The sequence below is a fragment of the Amycolatopsis speibonae genome, from assembly GCF_042647925.1.
GTDB lineage: Bacteria > Actinomycetota > Actinomycetes > Mycobacteriales > Pseudonocardiaceae > Amycolatopsis > Amycolatopsis speibonae.
In genome coordinates this window covers 195854-213729 of record NZ_JBHRWK010000044.1, presented here as the reverse complement: position 1 = coordinate 213729, position 17876 = coordinate 195854, and the positions used below count along the sequence as shown (strand labels likewise).

Annotated in this window: 14 protein-coding genes; 7 read left to right on the top strand and 7 right to left on the bottom strand. The window is 69.5% G+C overall.

Annotated elements, in window-relative coordinates; genetic code table 11:
- The first annotated feature begins 17 nt into the window (after positions 1-17).
- Positions 18-1247: a styrene monooxygenase/indole monooxygenase family protein gene (locus ACFOSH_RS27120; RefSeq protein WP_378241887.1), complete on the top strand. Its 1230-nt coding sequence runs from the start codon at positions 18-20 to the stop codon at positions 1245-1247.
- Here the strand turns inward: ACFOSH_RS27120 and ACFOSH_RS27115 are convergent.
- Positions 1223-2692, bottom strand: a complete 1470-nt coding sequence (locus ACFOSH_RS27115) for an alpha/beta hydrolase (RefSeq protein ID WP_378241886.1) — start codon at positions 2690-2692, stop codon at positions 1223-1225. The genes ACFOSH_RS27120 and ACFOSH_RS27115 overlap by 25 nt on opposite strands.
- A 174-nt stretch (positions 2693-2866) precedes the next feature.
- Here ACFOSH_RS27115 and ACFOSH_RS27110 point away from each other — a divergent pair, with 174 nt between their 5' ends.
- Complete coding sequence (locus ACFOSH_RS27110; RefSeq protein ID WP_378241885.1) at positions 2867-4360, top strand: FAD-dependent monooxygenase; 1494 nt, start codon at positions 2867-2869, stop codon at positions 4358-4360.
- A 249-nt stretch (positions 4361-4609) separates the two neighbouring features.
- Here the strand turns inward: ACFOSH_RS27110 and ACFOSH_RS27105 are convergent, their stop codons facing one another.
- The 4 genes from ACFOSH_RS27105 to ACFOSH_RS27090 are packed head-to-tail and all read right to left on the bottom strand — an operon-like array spanning position 4610 to position 9374.
- Complete coding sequence (locus ACFOSH_RS27105) at positions 4610-5599, bottom strand: TIGR03842 family LLM class F420-dependent oxidoreductase (protein WP_378241884.1); 990 nt, start codon at positions 5597-5599, stop codon at positions 4610-4612.
- Positions 5600-5609: 10 nt separating this feature from the next.
- Positions 5610-6995, bottom strand: a complete 1386-nt coding sequence (gene hydA / locus ACFOSH_RS27100; protein ID WP_378241883.1) for a dihydropyrimidinase — start codon at positions 6993-6995, stop codon at positions 5610-5612.
- Positions 6995-7837, bottom strand: coding sequence for a nitrilase-related carbon-nitrogen hydrolase (locus tag ACFOSH_RS27095; protein WP_378241882.1), 843 nt, complete (start codon positions 7835-7837; stop codon positions 6995-6997). Before ACFOSH_RS27095 ends, hydA begins: the two co-directional genes overlap by 1 nt.
- Positions 7788-9374: an NCS1 family nucleobase:cation symporter-1 gene (locus ACFOSH_RS27090; protein ID WP_378241881.1), complete on the bottom strand. Its 1587-nt coding sequence runs from the start codon at positions 9372-9374 to the stop codon at positions 7788-7790. The genes ACFOSH_RS27095 and ACFOSH_RS27090 overlap by 50 nt, the downstream gene beginning before the upstream one ends.
- A 241-nt stretch (positions 9375-9615) precedes the next feature.
- Here ACFOSH_RS27090 and ACFOSH_RS27085 point away from each other — a divergent pair, with 241 nt between their 5' ends.
- The 3 genes from ACFOSH_RS27085 (at position 9616) to ACFOSH_RS27075 (ending at position 12957) form a co-directional block, all read left to right on the top strand.
- Positions 9616-10299: a response regulator transcription factor gene (locus ACFOSH_RS27085; RefSeq protein ID WP_378241922.1), complete on the top strand. Its 684-nt coding sequence runs from the start codon at positions 9616-9618 to the stop codon at positions 10297-10299.
- The gene (locus ACFOSH_RS27080) at positions 10296-11333 is read left to right on the top strand and encodes a HAMP domain-containing sensor histidine kinase (protein WP_378241880.1); all 1038 of its coding nucleotides are present in this window, start codon (positions 10296-10298) and stop codon (positions 11331-11333) included. The genes ACFOSH_RS27085 and ACFOSH_RS27080 overlap by 4 nt, the downstream gene beginning before the upstream one ends.
- Positions 11334-11403: 70 nt before the next feature.
- Entirely contained in the window at positions 11404-12957 is a 1554-nt protein-coding gene (locus tag ACFOSH_RS27075) for a DUF4153 domain-containing protein (protein WP_378241879.1), read from the top strand.
- Positions 12958-13023: 66 nt separating this feature from the next.
- Here the strand turns inward: ACFOSH_RS27075 and ACFOSH_RS27070 are convergent, their stop codons facing one another.
- Entirely contained in the window at positions 13024-13389 is a 366-nt protein-coding gene (locus ACFOSH_RS27070) for an SSI family serine proteinase inhibitor (RefSeq protein ID WP_378241878.1), read from the bottom strand.
- 59 nt (positions 13390-13448) lie between these two features.
- A complete protein-coding gene (locus ACFOSH_RS27065) occupies positions 13449-15071 on the bottom strand; it encodes a PucR family transcriptional regulator (RefSeq protein WP_378241877.1) in 1623 nt (540 codons plus the stop codon).
- Positions 15072-15210: 139 nt separating this feature from the next.
- On the opposite strand from ACFOSH_RS27065, the gene ACFOSH_RS27060 reads away from it, so the two are divergent.
- Positions 15211-16707: a CoA-acylating methylmalonate-semialdehyde dehydrogenase gene (locus ACFOSH_RS27060; protein ID WP_378241876.1), complete on the top strand. Its 1497-nt coding sequence runs from the start codon at positions 15211-15213 to the stop codon at positions 16705-16707.
- Positions 16708-16844: 137 nt separating this feature from the next.
- Positions 16845-17870: a heat-inducible transcriptional repressor HrcA gene (gene hrcA, locus ACFOSH_RS27055; RefSeq protein WP_026466623.1), complete on the top strand. Its 1026-nt coding sequence runs from the start codon at positions 16845-16847 to the stop codon at positions 17868-17870.
- Positions 17871-17876 lie beyond the last annotated feature (6 nt).

Genomic DNA, 17876 nt, shown 5'->3' with positions numbered 1-17876 from the left:
GAGGGGGAGGGGTCTTCATGCGCCGGATCGTGGTGGTCGGGGCCGGTCAAGCCGGGCTGGTCCTGGCCTTGGGTCTGCAGAAGCACGGATACGCCGTCACCGTGGTCACCGACCGCGACGCCGAAACGATCCGCGCGGGCAGGCTCATCTCGAACCAGTGCGTGTTCCACCCCGCCCTGACCCGGGAACGCGCGCTGGGAATCAACTTCTGGGACGGGACGGCCCCGGAGATGCTCGGCGCGTCGTTCGGGCTCGCCGGGGACTCCGCGGAACCGGCCGTCGCGTGGCAGGCCCGGTTCGACCATCCCGCGCAGTCGGTCGACCAGCGGGTCAAGGTGTCCGCCTGGCTGACCGCCTTCACCGAACGCGGCGGCGAGGTGCGGATCGGCACGGTGACGCCGGACGGGCTGGAGGAGTACGCCCGCGAGTTCGACCTCGTCCTCGTCGCGGCCGGGCGCGGGCCGCAGTTCGACGCGCTCTTCCCGCGTGACGACGCCCGTTCCCCGTACCGCGAACCGCAGCGGACCATCGGGATCCTGTACCTCGTCTCCGGAAGCGAGGAGCCGCTCCCGGTGTATCCGGGCCTGACTTTCGGGCTCTCCCCGGCCGGTGAACTGTTCGGGCTGCCGATCCAGTCGCTGCGCGGGCCTGTCTTCGGTCTCGGGTTCTTCGGGGTGCCCGGCGGTCCGATGGACGTCTGGGACGACGTCACCGATTCCGACGAGCACTTCGAACTCGCGATGACGGTGCTGCACAAGCGGTTCCCGTGGGTCGAGGAGTCACTCGCCGATGCCCGCCCGAGCGGGCCGCTGGACGCCCTGCGCGGCAGGGTCCTGCCGATCGTGCGCGACGCGGTCGGGACGCTCCCGTCGGGGGCGAAGGTGCTGGCGATGGGCGACACCGCGGTGACGAACGACCCGATCGCCGGACAGGGCGCGAACATGGCGGCGCACGCGGCCGCGGTCTACGAACGGCGGATCCTCGACCACGGTGACCGCCCGTTCGACGAGGCGTTCCTGCGCGGTACTTTCGCCGCATACTGGGAAAAGGCGCAGCACGCGACCCGGCTGAGCAACGATCTGCTCGCTCCGCCGCCGGATCACGTGCTGGCCACTTTGGCGGCCGCGCGGACGGCGCCCGAGGTGGCGCGCCGGTTCGCGAACATCTTCTCCGACCCCGCCGACTACGCCGGTTGGCTCACCGACGAGGGGATCGCCCGGGCTTACCTGGCGTCGAACGGCGCGTGATCCGGAGCGCAGACGGTGCCGCGAGCCGGGAGACGGCCGTAGGTCAGATAGGCGTCGAGAGCCGCGTCGACACATTCGCTGCGGTTCGCGGCGCCGTGCCCCCAGGCGTCCAGCGTCAGGAGCCGGGCGTTCCCGAGGATGCGTTCGGTCCGCTTCGCCCCGGCGTACGGCGTTTCCGGGTCACCCTTGCCGTTGGCCAGCAACAGGATCGGCGCGGTCGGGCGGTTCCACGGTCCTGTGTGGCGCGCCTGGTCGGAGGCGGGCCAGAAGGCGCACGGCATCGAGAGATACGCGTCGTAGGAACCGAAACCGCGGCTCTCACGGTCGGCGTCGCGGGCCGCCTTCGGCCACGCGGCCGGGTCACGCGGGTTCGTGGTGTCCGCGCAGATCGTCCCGCCGCCGCCCAGCACGGAGTCGAACGGCGTCGCGATGGCCTTCGCCGACACTGACTTCGTCGCGGACTGAAGGAATTCCGCCAGCGCGGGAGAGTTGGCCTCGTCGGTCAGCGCGTTGTGGGTGCGCCGGATGACCTCCTGGTAGGAGATCGCGCCCGGCGTGGCTTCGAGCCGGTCGAGGATGCCGTCGTACTTGGCCCGCAGGTCCGTCCCGGGTTCGCGGAACGCGCACCGGACGTCGGCCGCGCACGTGTCGAGGAACGCCTGCAGCGCGCGGTCCGCGTCACGGAAACCGCCGAGCCTGGTGCTGAACGGGACGTTCGCGTCCTCCGGCCGGTGCCCGGTGGACCAGGCGATCGGATCGTCGACGGCGTCCAGGGCCAGGGCGCCGACACGGTGCGGGAACAGGTTGGCGTACACCTCGCCGAGATACGTGCCGTACGAGAGGCCGTAGTACCGCAGGCGGGGCTCGCCGACGGCTTCGCGCAGCTTGTCGAGGTCCCGGGCGATGTTCGCGGTCGACAGGTGCTCCAGCAGTGGTCCGGCGTTGCGGCCGCACGAGGCGGCGACCTCGCGGACGTCGGCGGTGTGCCGGGTCTCCTGCTCGGCGGTGATCGGGAAGGTGCCCAGAACCCGTTTGAGCGGCTCGGTTTCCGCGTCGTTCGCGAAACAACGCACCGGTGTGCTGGCGCCGACGCCGCGCGGGTCGAAACCGACGATGTCGAACTGCCGGTGCAGCGACGCGGTCTTGAACTTGCTGAAGCGGCCAGGGTTCCCGGGGCCGCCGGGATTGGTGAAGAGCGTGCCGCGTTTGTGCTTTTGGTCCGTCGCGGGAAGACGGCCGAGCGCGAGCGTGATCCGAGGACCGCCCGGGTCCTGATAGGACATCGGGACCTCGACTTCGGCGCAGTCGTAGCCCGGTGGCGACCCGGCCGGACAAGGACCCCAGTCGATGCTTTTCGGCGTGGCCGAGGCCGCGGGCGCGATCGTGACGGCGGCGAGTGCGGTGAGAGTGAGCAGAGTTGCGGTGCGGACTCCGATGATGGTCACCGGCTCAGCGTCCCGCCTCGCGGGCGCGCGATCCCTGGTGCGCGTACCCGGAAACAGGGTGGGGTGCGCCCCTCCATGTTCAACATATAGCGCACCGGGGGGCTTGCGGCAAGACCCCGGTGGTACCGCAGAATCCTCGGCCGTAGCTGAAACAGGCCGAACAGGAGTGAAGATTTGACCGACGTCGACGTGATCATCGTGGGGGCCGGGCCGACCGGTCTGATGCTGGCCGCCGAACTGCGGCTCGCCGGTGCGCGCCCGCTGGTCCTGGAACGGCGGCCGGAACAGGGGAAGACACCGAAGGCCCACGGCCTCAGCGGGCAGATCCTGGACCTGCTGCACTATCGCGGCCTGCTGGACCGGGTGCGGGGACTCGTCACGGACCCCGTCCCGGCCCATCGGTTCCCGTTCGGCGGGGTGCACGTCGACCTCACCCGGTTCGAGGAGCCCCCGCTGAAGGCGCTGTCGGTGCGCCAGCCGCTGCTGGAGGGGCTGCTGGAGGATCACGCCCTCGAACTCGGCGCGGAAGTCCGCCGCGGGCACGAGGTCGTCGGGGTGCGCCAGGACGACACCTCCGTGACCGCTCAGGTCCGCGGGCCGGAAGGGGAGTACGAGGTGACCGCCCCGTACCTGGTGGGCTGCGACGGCGGCCGTAGCCCGGTCCGGTCGATGGCCGGGATCGGGTTCCCCGGCACCACCTATCCCGAGGTCAACCGGATCGGGCAGGTCACCATCCCCGAGGGGCTGACCGTGCACGACAACGGCGACATCGAGACGCCGGAACTGGGCCGCGTCGAGGCGGGCTTCACCCGCACCGACACCGGTGTGTTCGCGCTCGGCTCGCTGACGCCGGGGATCGTGTTCATCCAGACCACGGAGGACGATCCCGGCGAGGTCGACGACGATGTGCCGTTGACCCTCGCCGAGTTCGGGGAGAGCATCCGCCGGGTCCTCGGCAAGAACGTCCCGCTGGGCGACCCTGTCCGGCTCTCTCGCTACCAGTTCTCCGCCCGCCAGGCCGAGCGCTACCGCGAGGGCAGGGTCTTCCTGGCGGGCGACGCGGCCCACCTGCTGCCGTCGACCGGCACGGCGATCAACGTCGGCATGTCCGACTCGGTCAACCTCGCCTGGAAGCTGGCCGCCGAGATCCAGGGCCGCGCCCCGGAAGGACTGCTGGACAGCTACCACGCGGAACGGTACGCCGCCGGCGCCCGCGCGCTGCTGCAGTCCCAGGCCCAGGTCGCGCTGCGGCGCGGGCACGACGAAGCCGCCGAGGCGCTCCGGGCGGTCTTCCAGGAACTGCTGGACGACGAGCGGGCCGCGCGACGACTGTCCGCCCACGTCGCCGGGACCGACCTGCGCTACCCGATGCCCGGCTCCGGGCACGCGCTCGCCGGCACGTTCGTCCCGGATCTCGCGCTGGAGACCGACGAGGGCGCGACCAGCATCGGGGAGTTGCTGCGGTCGGCACGACCGGTCATGCTCGACCTCGCGGGGCATCCCGAACTCCGCGAACTCGCCGAAGCGGCGGGCGTCGACGTCCATCTCGCGAAGGCCGAGGACCGGCCCGCCGACGTCCTGCTGATCCGGCCGGACGGCTACATCGCCTGGGCGGGCGACGGCGGCGGCCTTCGCGAGGCGCTCGCGGCCTGGTTCAAGGCCTCGTGAGTGGTAAGTGCCGTTAGAACGGCACTTACCACTCACGACCACCCTGGCCCAAGGCCTGCTCGCTGTGCCTCCGCGGCGACCAGCGCCAGAAGTGGCGATGCCGGGACGCCGTGAAGGCCCCCTTTACTGCCGTCAGGGTAGGGAAGGAGGCCTTCACGGACGGGCCGCCTCCAGACAGCGCCCCCTCGCCATGGTCGTGAGTGGTAAGTCGCGTTCTGGCAAGGGAACCGTCCTTACCGCTCACGAGCTTCAGCGGGTGATGACATCCGACCCGTACCGCTTCAGTGTCTCTTCGCGCTGATCGTGCATGAGGTACAGCGCGAACTGGTCCACGCCCAGCGAAGCCAGCTCCTCCAGCCGGTCCACATGCGCCGAAGAGGGACCCATCAGGCAGAACCGGTCGACGATCTCGTCCGGCACGAAGTCGGTCGAGGGGTTCCCCGCCCGCCCGTGGTGCGAGTAGTCGTAACCCTGACGCTCACGGATGTAGTCGGTCAGCTCGTGCGGCACCGGCCCGGAATCGCCGTAGCGTGCCACGAGATCCGCGACGTGGTTGCCGACCATCCCGCCGAACCAGCGCAACTGTTCCCGCTGGTGCGCCAGATCGTCCCCGACGTAAGCCGGGGCCGCGAGGCAGATCGTGATCCCGCCCGGATCCCGCCCCGCCGCGCGGGCCGCCTCGCGGACGGAACCGATGGTCCACCGGGCGATCGCGGGATCGGCACACTGGAGGATGAAGCCGTCCGCGTGTTCGCCGACCGTCTTCAGCGCCTTCGGCCCGTAGCCCGCCATCCACATCTCAAGCCGCCCGTTGCGGATCCAGGGGATCTGGACAGGCTTGTCCCGCAACAGGACTTCGCGGCCTTCCGCGAGTTCCTTGACCACGTGCATGCACTCGCGCACGGTGGCCAAAGTGGACGGTGGCATGCCGACCACCCGGTGCGCCGAGTCGCCGCGGCCGATCCCGCACACCGTCCGGTTGCCGTACATGTCGTTGAGCGTGGCGAAAGTCGACGCCATCACCGACCAGTCCCGGGTGGCCGGGCTGGTCACCATCGGGCCCACGATCATCGACGACGTCGCCGCGAGGATCTGCGAGTAGATGACGAACGGTTCCTGCCACAGGACGCACGAGTCGAACGTCCAGCCGTAGCGGAAACCCTGGTCCTCGGCGGCCTTCATCAGCCGTACGAGGTCGCGCGCGGGCGGGTCGGTCTGGAGGACAATCCCGAAATCCACGGTCACCGCCTCAGTTCAGGTACTGGTTCAGGTCGCGCGAGAGGAATTTCCCGTGCGTCGTACTGCCCGAGAACCCGGACGGCGACACCACCACACGGCCGCGCGAGAGCACCGTCTCGACCTTGCCGGTGATCTCCATCCCTTCGTAGGCCGAGTAGTCCACGTTCATGTGGTGCGTCTCGACCGAGAGGGTCTGCTTCGCCGCGGGGTCGTAGATGACGATGTCCGCGTCCGAACCCGCCGCGATGACACCCTTGCGCGGGTACAGCCCGAACATCCGCGCCGGGGTGGTCGAACAGGTCTCGACCCAGCGGCCGAGGGTGAGCTCGCCCGCCACGACACCCTGGTGCAGCAGGTCCATCCGGTGCTCGACGCCGGGGATCCCGTTGGGGATCGCGCGGAAGTCGCCGCGACCGAGTTCCTTCTGGTCCTTGAAACAGAAGGGACAGTGATCCGTCGACACCACCGACAGATCGTTGGTCCGCAGCCCTCGCCACAGGTCCGCCTGATGCGACTTCTCGCGCAGCGGGGGAGAAGCGACGTACTTGGAGCCCTCGAAGTCCGGCTTCGCCAAGTCCTCGATGGACAGATAGAGATACTGAGGACACGTCTCCGCGAAGACGTTCTGCCCGTCGTTGCGCGCTTCCGCGACCGCCGCCAGTGCTTGCGACGCCGAGAGGTGCACGATGTACAGCGGCGCCCCGGTCACCTTGGCCAGCTGGATCGCGCGCGACGTCGCTTCGCCTTCCAGCTCCGGTGGCCGGGTGAGCCCGTGCTGCACCGGGTCGATCTTCCCGGCGGCGAAAGCCTGCGCGGCCAGCTGGTCGATCGCGATGCCGTTTTCCGCGTGCATCATGATCGTGGCGCCGATCTCGCGCGCCTTCTGCATGGCCAGCAGGATCTCGCCGTCCGTGGAGTAGAAGACCCCCGGATACGCCATGAACATCTTGAAGCTGCCGACCCCGCCGTCGACGCAGGCCTGCATCTCCTTCAGTGACGAGTCGTTGACGTCGGAGACGATCATGTGGAAGCCGTAGTCGATGGCGCAGTTGCCGTCGGCCTTCTCGTGCCACTTGTCCATGGTGGACAGCAGCGAGGTGCCCTTGGCCTGGACGGCGAAGTCGATGATCGTGGTCGTCCCGCCCCACGCCGCCGCCGTCGTCCCGGTACCGAAGGAGTCGACGGAATGCGTCCCGCCGAACGGCATCTCCATATGGGTGTGCGCGTCGATCCCGCCGGGCAGCACGTACTTCCCGGTGGCGTCGATGGTCTCGTCGGCCGGTCCCAGGGTTCCCGGAGCGCCGACGGCCACGATGATCTCGCCGTCGACGAGGACGTCCGCGGCGGACGCGCCCATCGTGGACAGCACCTGCCCGCCGCTGATGAGGGTGGTCATCACGCCTCCGCGAGGGGTCCGTAGCTGTCAGGGCGGCGGTCTCGGTAGAAGGCCCACAAGTCCCGCACCTCGGCGAGCTTGCCCATGTCGAGATCGCGGATGACGATCTCCTCTTCGGTGTCGGACGCGGCTTCGCCGATGAGCTGGCCACGCGGATCCGCGAAATACGACTGACCGTAGAAGTCGTTGTCGCCCAAGGGTTCCACGCCGACACGGTTGATCGTGCCGACGAAGTACTCGTTCGCGACGGCGGCCGCGGGCTGCTCCAGTCGCCACAGGTACTCCGACAAGCCACGACTGGTCGCCGACGGATTGAACACGATCTTCGCCCCGGCGAGGCCCAGCGCGCGCCAGCCCTCCGGGAAGTGCCGCTCGTAACAGATGTAGACGCCGATGCGGCCGACGGCGGTGTCGAACACCGGGTAGCCCATGTTCCCGGGCCGGAAGTAGAACTTCTCCCAGAAGCCCTTCACCTGCGGGATGTGGTTCTTGCGGTGCTTGCCGAGATAGGTGCCGTCGGCGTCGATCACCGCGGCGGTGTTGTAGTAGACGCCGGGCTGCTCGACCTCGTACATCGGGACGACCAGCACGACGCCGTGGCGTTCGGCGACCTCCTGCATCAGCTTCGTCGTCGGCCCGTCGGGGATGCCTTCGGTGTAGGAGTAGTAGTCGGTGTCCTGCACCTGGCAGAAATACGGGCCGTAGAACAGTTCCTGCAGGCAGATGACCTGTGCGCCCTGCGAAGCGGCCTTGCCGATGGCTTCGACCGCTCCTGCGATCATCGACTCCTTGTCACCGGTCCACCGCTGCTGGATCAATCCGGCTCGGACCACGTCGCTCACTTGCGTCCTCCTCTGATTCGACGGCACTGATATCGGTGGTGCGGTTGCGTTCGGGCAGGGACAGCAGCAGGTAGACGACGAAAGCGCCCGCCAGGCCGACGACCCAGTTGTAGTCGTAGAGCGGCTTCAGGACCGGGATCAGCCCGTCGGCGGGGAACGGCCCGCCGTACGCGCCACCGACCGAAAGCACGGCACCGACCAGTGTCGCGACCAGCGCGCGCCAGTTCCAGCCGCCGTTGAACCAGTAGACGCCGCGTTCGGAGTAAAGGTCCCGCAGTTTCAGTTCGGTGCGGTTGACCACCCAGTAGCCGGCGACGAGCACCCCGGCGACGGCGCCGAGCAGGCCGCCGTAGAAACCGAGCCACGCGAAGATGTAGATGTTCGGGTCCGAGTAGAGCCGCCACGGCTGGATGAGGATGCCGATGATCCCGGTGATCAGCCCGCCGACGGCGAACGTGATCTTCTTCGGGAACGCGTTGGAGAAGTCGTAGGACGGGCTGACCACGTTGGCCGCGAGGTTCGCCGACACGGTCGCCAGCACCAGCGCGATCAGCGCGACCACGACGACGACCGGGGAGTCGAACCGGTCGGCCAGTTTCGCCGGATCCCAGATCTGCTCGCCGTAGAGGACGCTGCCGCCCGACGTGGTCAGGATGGCCACGACGGCGATGAAGGTCATCGTGGTCGGCAGGCCGAGGATCTGACCGCGGACCTGCTTGCCCTGGCTGCCGCCGAAGCGGGTGAAGTCCGGCATGTTGAGCGAAAGCGTCGACCAGAACGCGATCATCGCCATCAGGGACGGCGCGAACACCTTCCAGAAGTCCGGCCCCCAGCCGAGTTCCCCCGGCTGGGACAGGATCGGGCCGAGCCCGCCCGCCTTGACCAGCACGTAGCCCAGCAGGATCAGGAAGCCGACCGAGACCAGCGGAGCCGTCCAGTTCTCGAACCGGCGGACCGCCTCCATGCCACGCCAGATGATGAGCATCTGGAGCAGCCAGAACAGTCCGAAGGAGAGCCAGAGCGTCCAGTGCTGGCCGAGGACGACCGCGGAGTCCTTCCAGGCGGAGCCCGCCAGCCGCCCGACGATGATGTAGATCGCCTCACCGCCGACCCAGGTCTGGATGCCGAACCAGCCGCAGGCGATGAACGCCCGCAGCAACGCCGCCAGATTCGCGCCGCGCATGCCGAAGAAGGCGCGGGCGAACACCGGGAACGGGATGCCGTACTTCGTCCCGGCGTGGCTGTTGAGCAACATCGGGCCCAGCACGATCAGGTTGCCGATGGTGATCGTGAGCAGCGCCTGGACCCAGTTCATCCCGAGCGCGATCAGCGACGCCGCGAGCGCGTAGGACGGGATGTTGTGCGCCATGCCCATCCACAGCGCGAAATAGGTGTAGGTGGTCCAGGTCCGCTTTTCGACCGGTACCGGGGCGAGTTCGTCGTTGTAGAAGCGGCTGTCCTTCAAGGACTCGACCTCGCCGAGTTCTACCCGGCCATCAGGGTGCACGTGCTGCGTTCCGCGTGCCGTCGGCTCCATTGCGGAATCGTGCTCGCCCGCCCCGCGCGGGTGGGACTGGCAGACTGTTCACTGTTGATGGCGTCGGAGCGCAGACTGTCGATTGCTTTCGAAGGATCACGGTGCATGACCTGCGTCACACACAGGCGCGTAGCAATCCGGCAAACCGGCTGAAACATCTCCACAGGATCTCCACAGCTCACCCGGATGGTCTCCACGGCCGGTGCTTACAGTCATCCCCATGGAACTGGGAGGACGCCGGGTGCTGGTCGTCGAGGACGACGTGACCATCGCCGAAGCCATCGCCGCGCGGCTGCGGGCCGAGGGTTTCACCGTGGATCTGGCACACGACGGCCCTTCCGGCGTCGAAACGGACGTCGAGCGGGAGCCGGACCTGGTAGTGCTCGACGTGATGTTGCCGGGGTTCGACGGGCTTGAGGTCTGCCGCCGGATCCAGGCCCGCCGCCCGGTCCCGGTGCTGATGCTGACCGCCCGTTCGGATGAGACGGACATGCTGATCGGCCTCGGTGTCGGCGCGGACGACTACCTCACCAAACCGTTCTCGATGCGGGTGCTCTCGGCCAGGGTGCACGCGCTGCTGCGCCGCGTCGAACGATCGGCCAGGGCCGACGTGAGCGAAGCGGGCACGAAGATCGTGCTCGGCGACCTCGAAATCGACGTCGAACAGCGGCGGGTCACGCGGGCGGGCACCCCGGCCCAGCTGACGCCGATCGAGTTCGACCTCCTCGTCCACTTCGCGAAGCGCCCGAGGGCGGTTCAGCCGAGGGAACGCCTGCTGAGCGAAGTCTGGGATTGGGACGTCGCGGGCACCGGTTCGGGCACTCGCGCTGTCGACAGTCACATCAAGGCGTTGCGCCGCAAACTGGGCGCGGACCTCATCCGCACCGTGCACGGCGTCGGCTACGCCCTGGAGGTGGGATCGTGAAGCTCCGCCCGCTGTTCGGCCGGATCGTCGACGCCCTCCCGAGACCGCTCGACCCGGTCCGCTCCATCAAACTCAAGCTCGCGATCCTGCTGGTGTCCTCGGGCGGTATCGCGTTCGCCTTCTTCAACTGGCAGATCGGCTGGCTGCCGCCGCGGACCACGATCGCCGCCATGGTGCTCGCCGTGGTCACCTCGCAGATCCTGGCGCACGGGATGACGCGGCCGCTGCGCGAGATGACCGCCGCCGCCCGCGCGATGGCCAAGGGCGACTACACCCGCCGGGTCCGGGCGACCGCCCGCGACGAGGTCGGGGAGCTGTCGCACGCCTTCAACCAGATGGCCGCCGACCTCGACGCCTCCGATCAGCGCCGCCGTGAGCTGATCGCGAACGTCTCCCACGAACTCCGCACCCCGATCACCGCGCTGAACGGGGTACTGGAGAACCTGGTCGACGGGGTCGCGAAACCCGATCCGGCGACACTGAAGACCGCGCTGCAGCAGACCGAACGGCTCGGCAGGCTGGTGTCGGAACTGCTCGACCTGTCGCGGATCGACGCCGGCGCGTTCCCGTTGCAGCTGGAGGAGTTCGACCTCGAACTGCTGCTGGAGGAGGTCGCCGCCGAAGCGGGGGTGACCGCCGCCGCGACCGGCCGTGGCGTGCGGTTCGCCGTCGACGTCCAGCCACCCGGCGCGACGGCCGTCGCCGACCGCGGCCGGCTCTACCAGGTCGTGGTCAACCTGCTCGACAACGCCGTCCGGCACGGACCGGCCGGGGGAGAGGTCCGCGTGCGGGCCGAGACCCGCGAAGCCGACGTCGTCATCGAGGTCGAAGACGAAGGACCCGGGATCCCGCCGGGGGAGCGGGACAGCGTGTTCGAACGGTTCACCCGCGGCGAGCGGGCGGGCGGCGGGGGTACCGGCCTCGGCCTCGCGATCGCCCGCTGGGTGGTCGACCTCCACGACGGCAGCATCGCCGTCGTCACGCCCGAACGGCGGCCGGGCTGCGTCATCCGCGTCGTGATCCCCGTTCCCTGACTACTTGCCGCGTTTCCTTCGGCGGCTCCTCATCTTCAACGATATGTGCTTTCGCGAACTGGAGGGTCTGATGAGCGAAGAACAAGAGGACCGGCAGGCGCACGCGTCCCCGCCGTCGGTGACGGCCACCTTGCCGCCCGCGCCGCCGGTCCCGGTGCTGCACCGGCCCGTTCCGCCGCCGAAGTCCTCGATTGTCCCGTTGCCCGGTTCGGTACTGCCCGCCGCTGTCGCCGCAGGGCTGCTCGCCGCCGTGGTCATGCCGGACGACCCCGGAGTCGGCTGGTTCGTGGCAGGGCTAGCCTTCACGGTGTCCGTCTACTTCGCCGACAAGCGAGCCCGCGGGGACGCCGAACCGCATTTCGGCCTGGTCAGTGCGTTGTGGGCGGTGGCCGCGCTCGGACTGCTCGCGGTAGGCATGTTCCGCGCGTCGATCTGGCTGAACGTGCTCTGCGTGCTGGCAGCCTGTGTCGCGGGCTCCCTCGCGGTGGTCGGGAGGCGCACCGTGAACACGATCATCTACGACGTCTTCGCGGTCCCGATCGAAGCGCTGCTCTCGGTCCCGTGGATCGGGCGCGGGCTCGTGAAGCTCGGCAAGAAGTCGGATGGCCGCGGCAGGCCGAAGTTCCTGGTGCCCGTCCTGGTGAGCGCCTTGCTGCTGCTCGTGTTCGTCCCGCTGTTGCGTGGCGCGGACGCCGCGTTCGCGAACGTCGTCGACGCGGTGATCCCCGAGTTGAATCCGGGAACCTTCGTACGCTGGGGTTTCCTGTTCGTGGTGGCCGCGTTCGCCGTCACCGGCGCGTGTTACCTGCTGGCCGCGCCGCCACTGCCCGCCGACGACGACGCGCCGCGCAAACGGCTGGCGCACCGGCTCGAATGGACATTGCCGCTGGGCGTGCTGGTGCTGCTCTTCACGAGCTTCGTCGTGGTCCGGCTGGTCGTGTTGTTCGGCGGCAGTGAATACGTCCTGGTCACGAGCGGCCTGACGGCTGCCGAATACGCCAGGAGCGGGTTCTGGCAGCTCTCCGCGATCACCGTGCTGACCCTGCTGCTGGTCGCCGCCGCACTGCGATGGGCGCCGAAGTCCTCAATGGCCGATCGTGCCTGGCAGCGCGGGCTGCTCGGGGCGCTGAGCGTGCTCAGCCTGGTGCTGGTCGCGTCGGCGTTGAGTCGCATGTGGACATACCAGCAGGCGTACGGGTTCACCACGCTGCGGCTGCTGGTGGAGGTCTGCGAACTCTGGATCGGCCTGATCTTCCTGCTGGTACTGGCATCCCTGATCCCGCTGCGGTCGGCCTGGCTGCCGCGTGCGGCCATCGGTGCCGCGGTCGCGGCGCTGCTGGGGCTGGCCGTCCTGGACCCGGAGCGGTTCATCGCCGACCGCAACATCGACCGGCTCGCGCACGGCAAGACACTCGACACCGGTTACCTGGCCACGTTTTCCGCCGACGTCGTGCCTTCGGCGGACAGGCTCCCGGAACCGCTGCGGTCCTGCGTGCTCGGACCGGTCGTGAGAGGAATCTCGGAAGATGATTGGCGCGAATGGAACCTGAGCCGGTCCCTCGCGCGTCAGACCCCCGTTGCCGCGCAGGACAGGCCGGGATGTCGCTACCTGACCCGTCCTTGAGCCGCGACACCACGGCCTTGATCGCCCTCGTGGGGGTGAGGGCGATCAAGGTGGTGGTGAACCGGGTCAGAAGGTGAAGACGCCCGCGGACTCGGTGTCGGCGACGCAGCGGTTGGCGTACGAGGTGCGGTAGGTGACCGGTTCACCGCGCCACTTGCCGACCGCGGACACGTCCACCGGGTTGTACTCCAAGGTGCAGGCCCGCGGTTCCGCGCGTAGCCTGTCGAACTTTCCGTCCACTTCGGACAGTTTGGCGCAGGCGCCACCGCGTTTCGGGTGGGAACCCCCGGTGGGCTCGCAGGTGAGCGAGACGGTGCCGACCCGGCCTCGTGCGTCGTGGCTGGTCAGCTGGAACGTGGATTCGGCGGGTTGCGCCGGGGCCATACAGGCCAACGCGAGTACGCAGGCGCCGATCGGTTCGAAGAAAGCCATATCTACCCTATCGGCCGAGGTGACCCGATCACTGTGTTCCACGCCTGGGTGAGATTTGCTCACCCGGTCGGGTGGGCGTCCGCTTCTCGGATGTCGTGCGCCAGCAAGGCGACATAAAGGGAGAGCATCGACTCCGGATCTTCCAGCCGCACCCCTAGGACCTGCTCTATCCGGGCCAGCTGCTGGTAGTAGGCGGTGCGGGAGGTGTGCGCGGCCGCGGCCGCCGCCGACTTGTTGCCCCCGTGCTCGCAGTAATGCCTCAACGCCTGAACGAGTCTGCTGCCCTGTGCGGCGTCGCGGCTCAGCAGCGGGCCGAGCTCCCGCGCGGCGAACGCGGTGAGCCGTTCGTCGCCCGCCAGCAGGTGCAGCAGCCCGCGCAACCGGACGTCGTCGAGGCGGTGGACCACCCTGTCGGCGTTCTCCGCGAGCGCCGCGGCGGCGACCTGGGCGGCTTCGACGAGGGTGCGGCGCGCCTCGGCGGGCCCGCTGCCCGTGGTCCCGACCGCGACCACGGCGGGCGCGCCGGAGCGGGCCTCGTGGACGTCGGTCGCCAGCCGCCGCAGGACCGCGTCGACCCCCGCCTCCGGCGAGAGCGCGATCAGCGCGCGCACCTGCGTGTCGTCGGTGGCCACCAGCGCGGACACCTTGGCGCGCCGGGCGGCGAGCGCGGTCGCCTCGGCGAGTTCCCTCAGCAGCACCGGAGTCGACTGCGCGGTCTTGGCGGTCGCGGTGATCCGGGGCCGCACGGCGACCCCGACCAGCAGCCGCCCGGTCAGCGGGACACCCAGCGCGGAGGCCCGCGCGGCCAGTTCGGCGGGCGGCACCGGATTCGCCAGCAGTTCGGTCAGGATCGCGCGGTGCGCCTGGCGTTCGAGGCTGTCGGTGTCCTTGGCGACCAGCCGGTGGACCGCGAGCGCGGACGCGGCGCGTTCGGCGACCACGACGTGCCGGTGCGGCGGCGGATCCCCGCAGACGACGACCAGCCGTCCCCAGTCGTGCCCGCGCGCGCCGACCACGGTGATCAGCCAGCCCGCGCCCGGATGGAAGCCGGTGCGCTCGCCGACCTGCACCGGCCGCGACCGCGACGGCCAGCCGGGCAGCAGTTCGCCGGGGTCGGCCCCCGCCGAGTCGTAGGCGAGGACCTCGTGCGACAGCGTCTCCAGCACGACGGGATGTTCGGTGAGCCTCGCGACCTCGCGCAGGATGTCGCCCGGTTCGGCGCCGGCGACCGTCAGCGCGGTGAAGGTCTCGTGGACCCGTTCCGCCGCGCGGAGTTCGGCGACCTGGGCGTCGACGATCAGCCCGTTCACCGCCTCGGTGACCGACACGAAACGCGTCTCCCGCGAGAGGGTGATCAGCGGGACGCCGTGCCGGTCCGCGGCCTCGACCAGCGAGGGCGGCAGCTTCTCGCTCCAGTGACGGACCAGTTCGACGACGACCCCGGCCACTCCGACCCCCGCCAGGTCGGCGACGTACCGGGCGAGCGCGGCGCCGTCGTCGGGCAGCGCGACCCCGGTGGTGAGCACGAGTTCCCCGCCGCGCAGCAGCGGGGCGATGTCCGCGACCTCGGCGACGTGCGCCCAGCGGACCGGCGCGTCCAGCCCCGCCGCCCCCGCCACCACATGGGGCCTGCCCTGACGCAGCACCGGCAGCGCGAGCACCTCGGCGACGGTCGGGTACATCGGCCTCCCACCTGGTCGGAACGCAGGAGACAGACTGTACGGCCGGGACCGGGAGTCCGTACACGTTGCCGATGGCGTCGGTGTGGCGCGCGCACCCAGACTCGACCGGGAGCAGGCACCCGAGCGGGAAGGCGGAACCGTGACCGACCGGATCAACCACTGGATAGACGGCAAACCGTGCGAAGGCGTGAGCGAACGATCCGGTGACGTGTTCGATCCGGCCACCGGTCAAGTGCGGGCGAAGGTCCCCTTCGCGGCGCAGGACGACGTCGACGCCGCCGTCGCGGCCGCGTCCCGGGCGCTGCCGGGCTGGCGCGGGACGTCACTGGCCGGGCGGACGCGGGTGCTGTTCGCCTTCCGTGAGCTGCTTTCGGCGCGACGTCACGAGCTGGCGAAGATCGTCACCAGCGAGCACGGCAAGGTCGAATCCGACGCGGCGGGCGAAGTCGCGCGGGCCATCGAGAACGTCGAGTTCGCCTGCGGTGCCGCGCAGCTGCTCAAGGGCGGGTTCAGCGAGAACGCCTCCACCGGTGTCGACGTCTACTCGATCTCGCAGCCGCTGGGCGTGGTCGGCGTGATCTCGCCGTTCAACTTCCCGGCGATGGTCCCGCTGTGGTTCGTGCCGAACGCGCTCGCCTGCGGCAACACCGTCGTGCTCAAGCCGAGCGAGAAGGACCCGTCCGCGGCGATGTTCATCGCGGAACTGTTCGCGGAGGCGGGCCTGCCCGACGGCGTCCTCAACGTCTTGCACGGCGACAAGGCCGCCGTCGACGGGCTGCTGGAACACCGCGACGTCAAGGCGATCTCGTTCGTCGGGTCGACGCCGATCGCGAAGTACGTCTACGAAACCGGGACCAGGCACGGGAAACGCGTGCAGGCGCTCGGCGGCGCGAAGAACCACATGGTCGTCCTCCCGGACGCCGACCTCGACCTCGCCGCCGACGCGGCCGTCTCGGCGGGCTTCGGCTCGGCGGGGGAGCGGTGCATGGCGGTTTCGGTCGTCGTCGCGGTCGACCCGGTCGGCGACGAACTGGTCGCGAAGATCGCCGAGCGGATCACGCGGCTGCGCGTCGGCGACGGCAGGCGGCCCACTTCGGAGATGGGGCCGCTCGTCACCGCCGCCCACCACGAACGCGTCGAGTCCTATGTGGAAGCGGGGGTCGAAGCGGGTGCCCGGCTCGTCGTCGACGGCCGCGGCATCGAGGTCGACGGCGAGGACGGCGGGTTCTGGCTCGGCCCGACCCTGTTCGACCACGTCGACCCGGAGATGTCGATCTACACCGACGAGATCTTCGGACCGGTGCTGGCTGTCGCGCGGGCCGAGGGTTACGACGCCGCGCTGGAGCTGATCAACGCCAACGCCTACGGCAACGGCACCGCGATCTTCACCAACGACGGGCGGGCCGCGCGGCGGTTCCAGAACGAGGTCGAGGTCGGGATGGTCGGCGTGAACGTGCCGATCCCGGTGCCGGTCGGCTACTACTCGTTCGGCGGCTGGAAGGACTCGCTGTTCGGGGACAGCCACGCCTACGGGCCGGAGGGGTTCCACTTCTTCACACGGACGAAGGTCGTCACTTCGCGGTGGCCGGATCCGTCGCAGGGCGGGGTGAACCTCGGATTCCCGCGCAACAGCTGAGCCGAAGGGGACCATCCCCGCAGAGGACGCGGCGAAGGGCGCTTTCACCTCATCGCATGCGGTGAAAGCGTCCTTCGGCTCCCCGGGCACTATGCCTTCCGTAAACTCGTTGTGAGGACGAGCCGAAGGAGGTGCAGGTGGCCAACGCGGAAGAGCGCCGCTTCGAAGTGCTGCGCGCGATCGTCGCCGACTACGTGTCCAACCAGGAGCCCGTCGGATCCAAGGCGATCGTCGACCGGCACAACCTCGGCGTGTCCAGCGCCACCGTGCGCAACGACATGGCCGCGCTGGAAGAAGAGGGCTACATCACACAGCCCCACACCAGCGCCGGCCGCATCCCCACCGACAAGGGGTACCGGCTCTTCGTCGACCGGATCGCCGAGGTCAAACCGCTCAGCTCGGCCGAACGCCGGGCCATCACGGCCTTCCTCGACAGCGGCACCGACGTCGACGACGTCCTGCGCCGGTCCGTGCGGCTGCTCGCCCAGCTGACCAGGCAGGTCGCGGTCATCCAGTACCCGATGATGACCAACTCCGCCGTCCGTCACCTGGAAGTGGTGCCGCTCACCCCCGCCCGGCTGATGCTGGTGCTGATCACCGATTCCGGCCGCGTCGACCAGCGCACGGTCGACCTCGGGGACGTCATCACCGAGGAGAACGTCGGCAGGCTGCGCACGGTGCTCAACGGGGCACTGGCCGGCCGTCGCCTCTCCGAGGCCGCGGCGGCGGTCGCCGAGCTGCCCGAGAAGTCGCCGGGCGAGCTGCGCGACAACCTCACCCGCGTCTGCACGGTGCTGGTGGAATCGCTGGTCGAGCACCCCGAAGAGCGGCTGGTGCTCGGCGGCACGGCGAACCTCACCCGCAACGTCTCGGACTTCCCCGGATCACTGCGGCAGGTGCTGGAGGCGCTCGAGGAGCAGGTCATCGTCCTCAAGCTTCTCGCGGCCGCCCGCAACCCCGGTGCGATCACCGTGCGCATCGGTGAGGAAAATGAAGACGAGCAGATGCGCAGCACCTCGGTGGTGTCCATCGGCTACGGCATGGACGACCTGCTGCTGGGCGGGATGGGCGTCGTCGGGCCCACCAGGATGGACTACCCGAACACCATCGCCGCGGTGCGTGCGGTGGCGAACTACGTGGGGCAGATCCTCTCCGGCCGCTGAACGCGG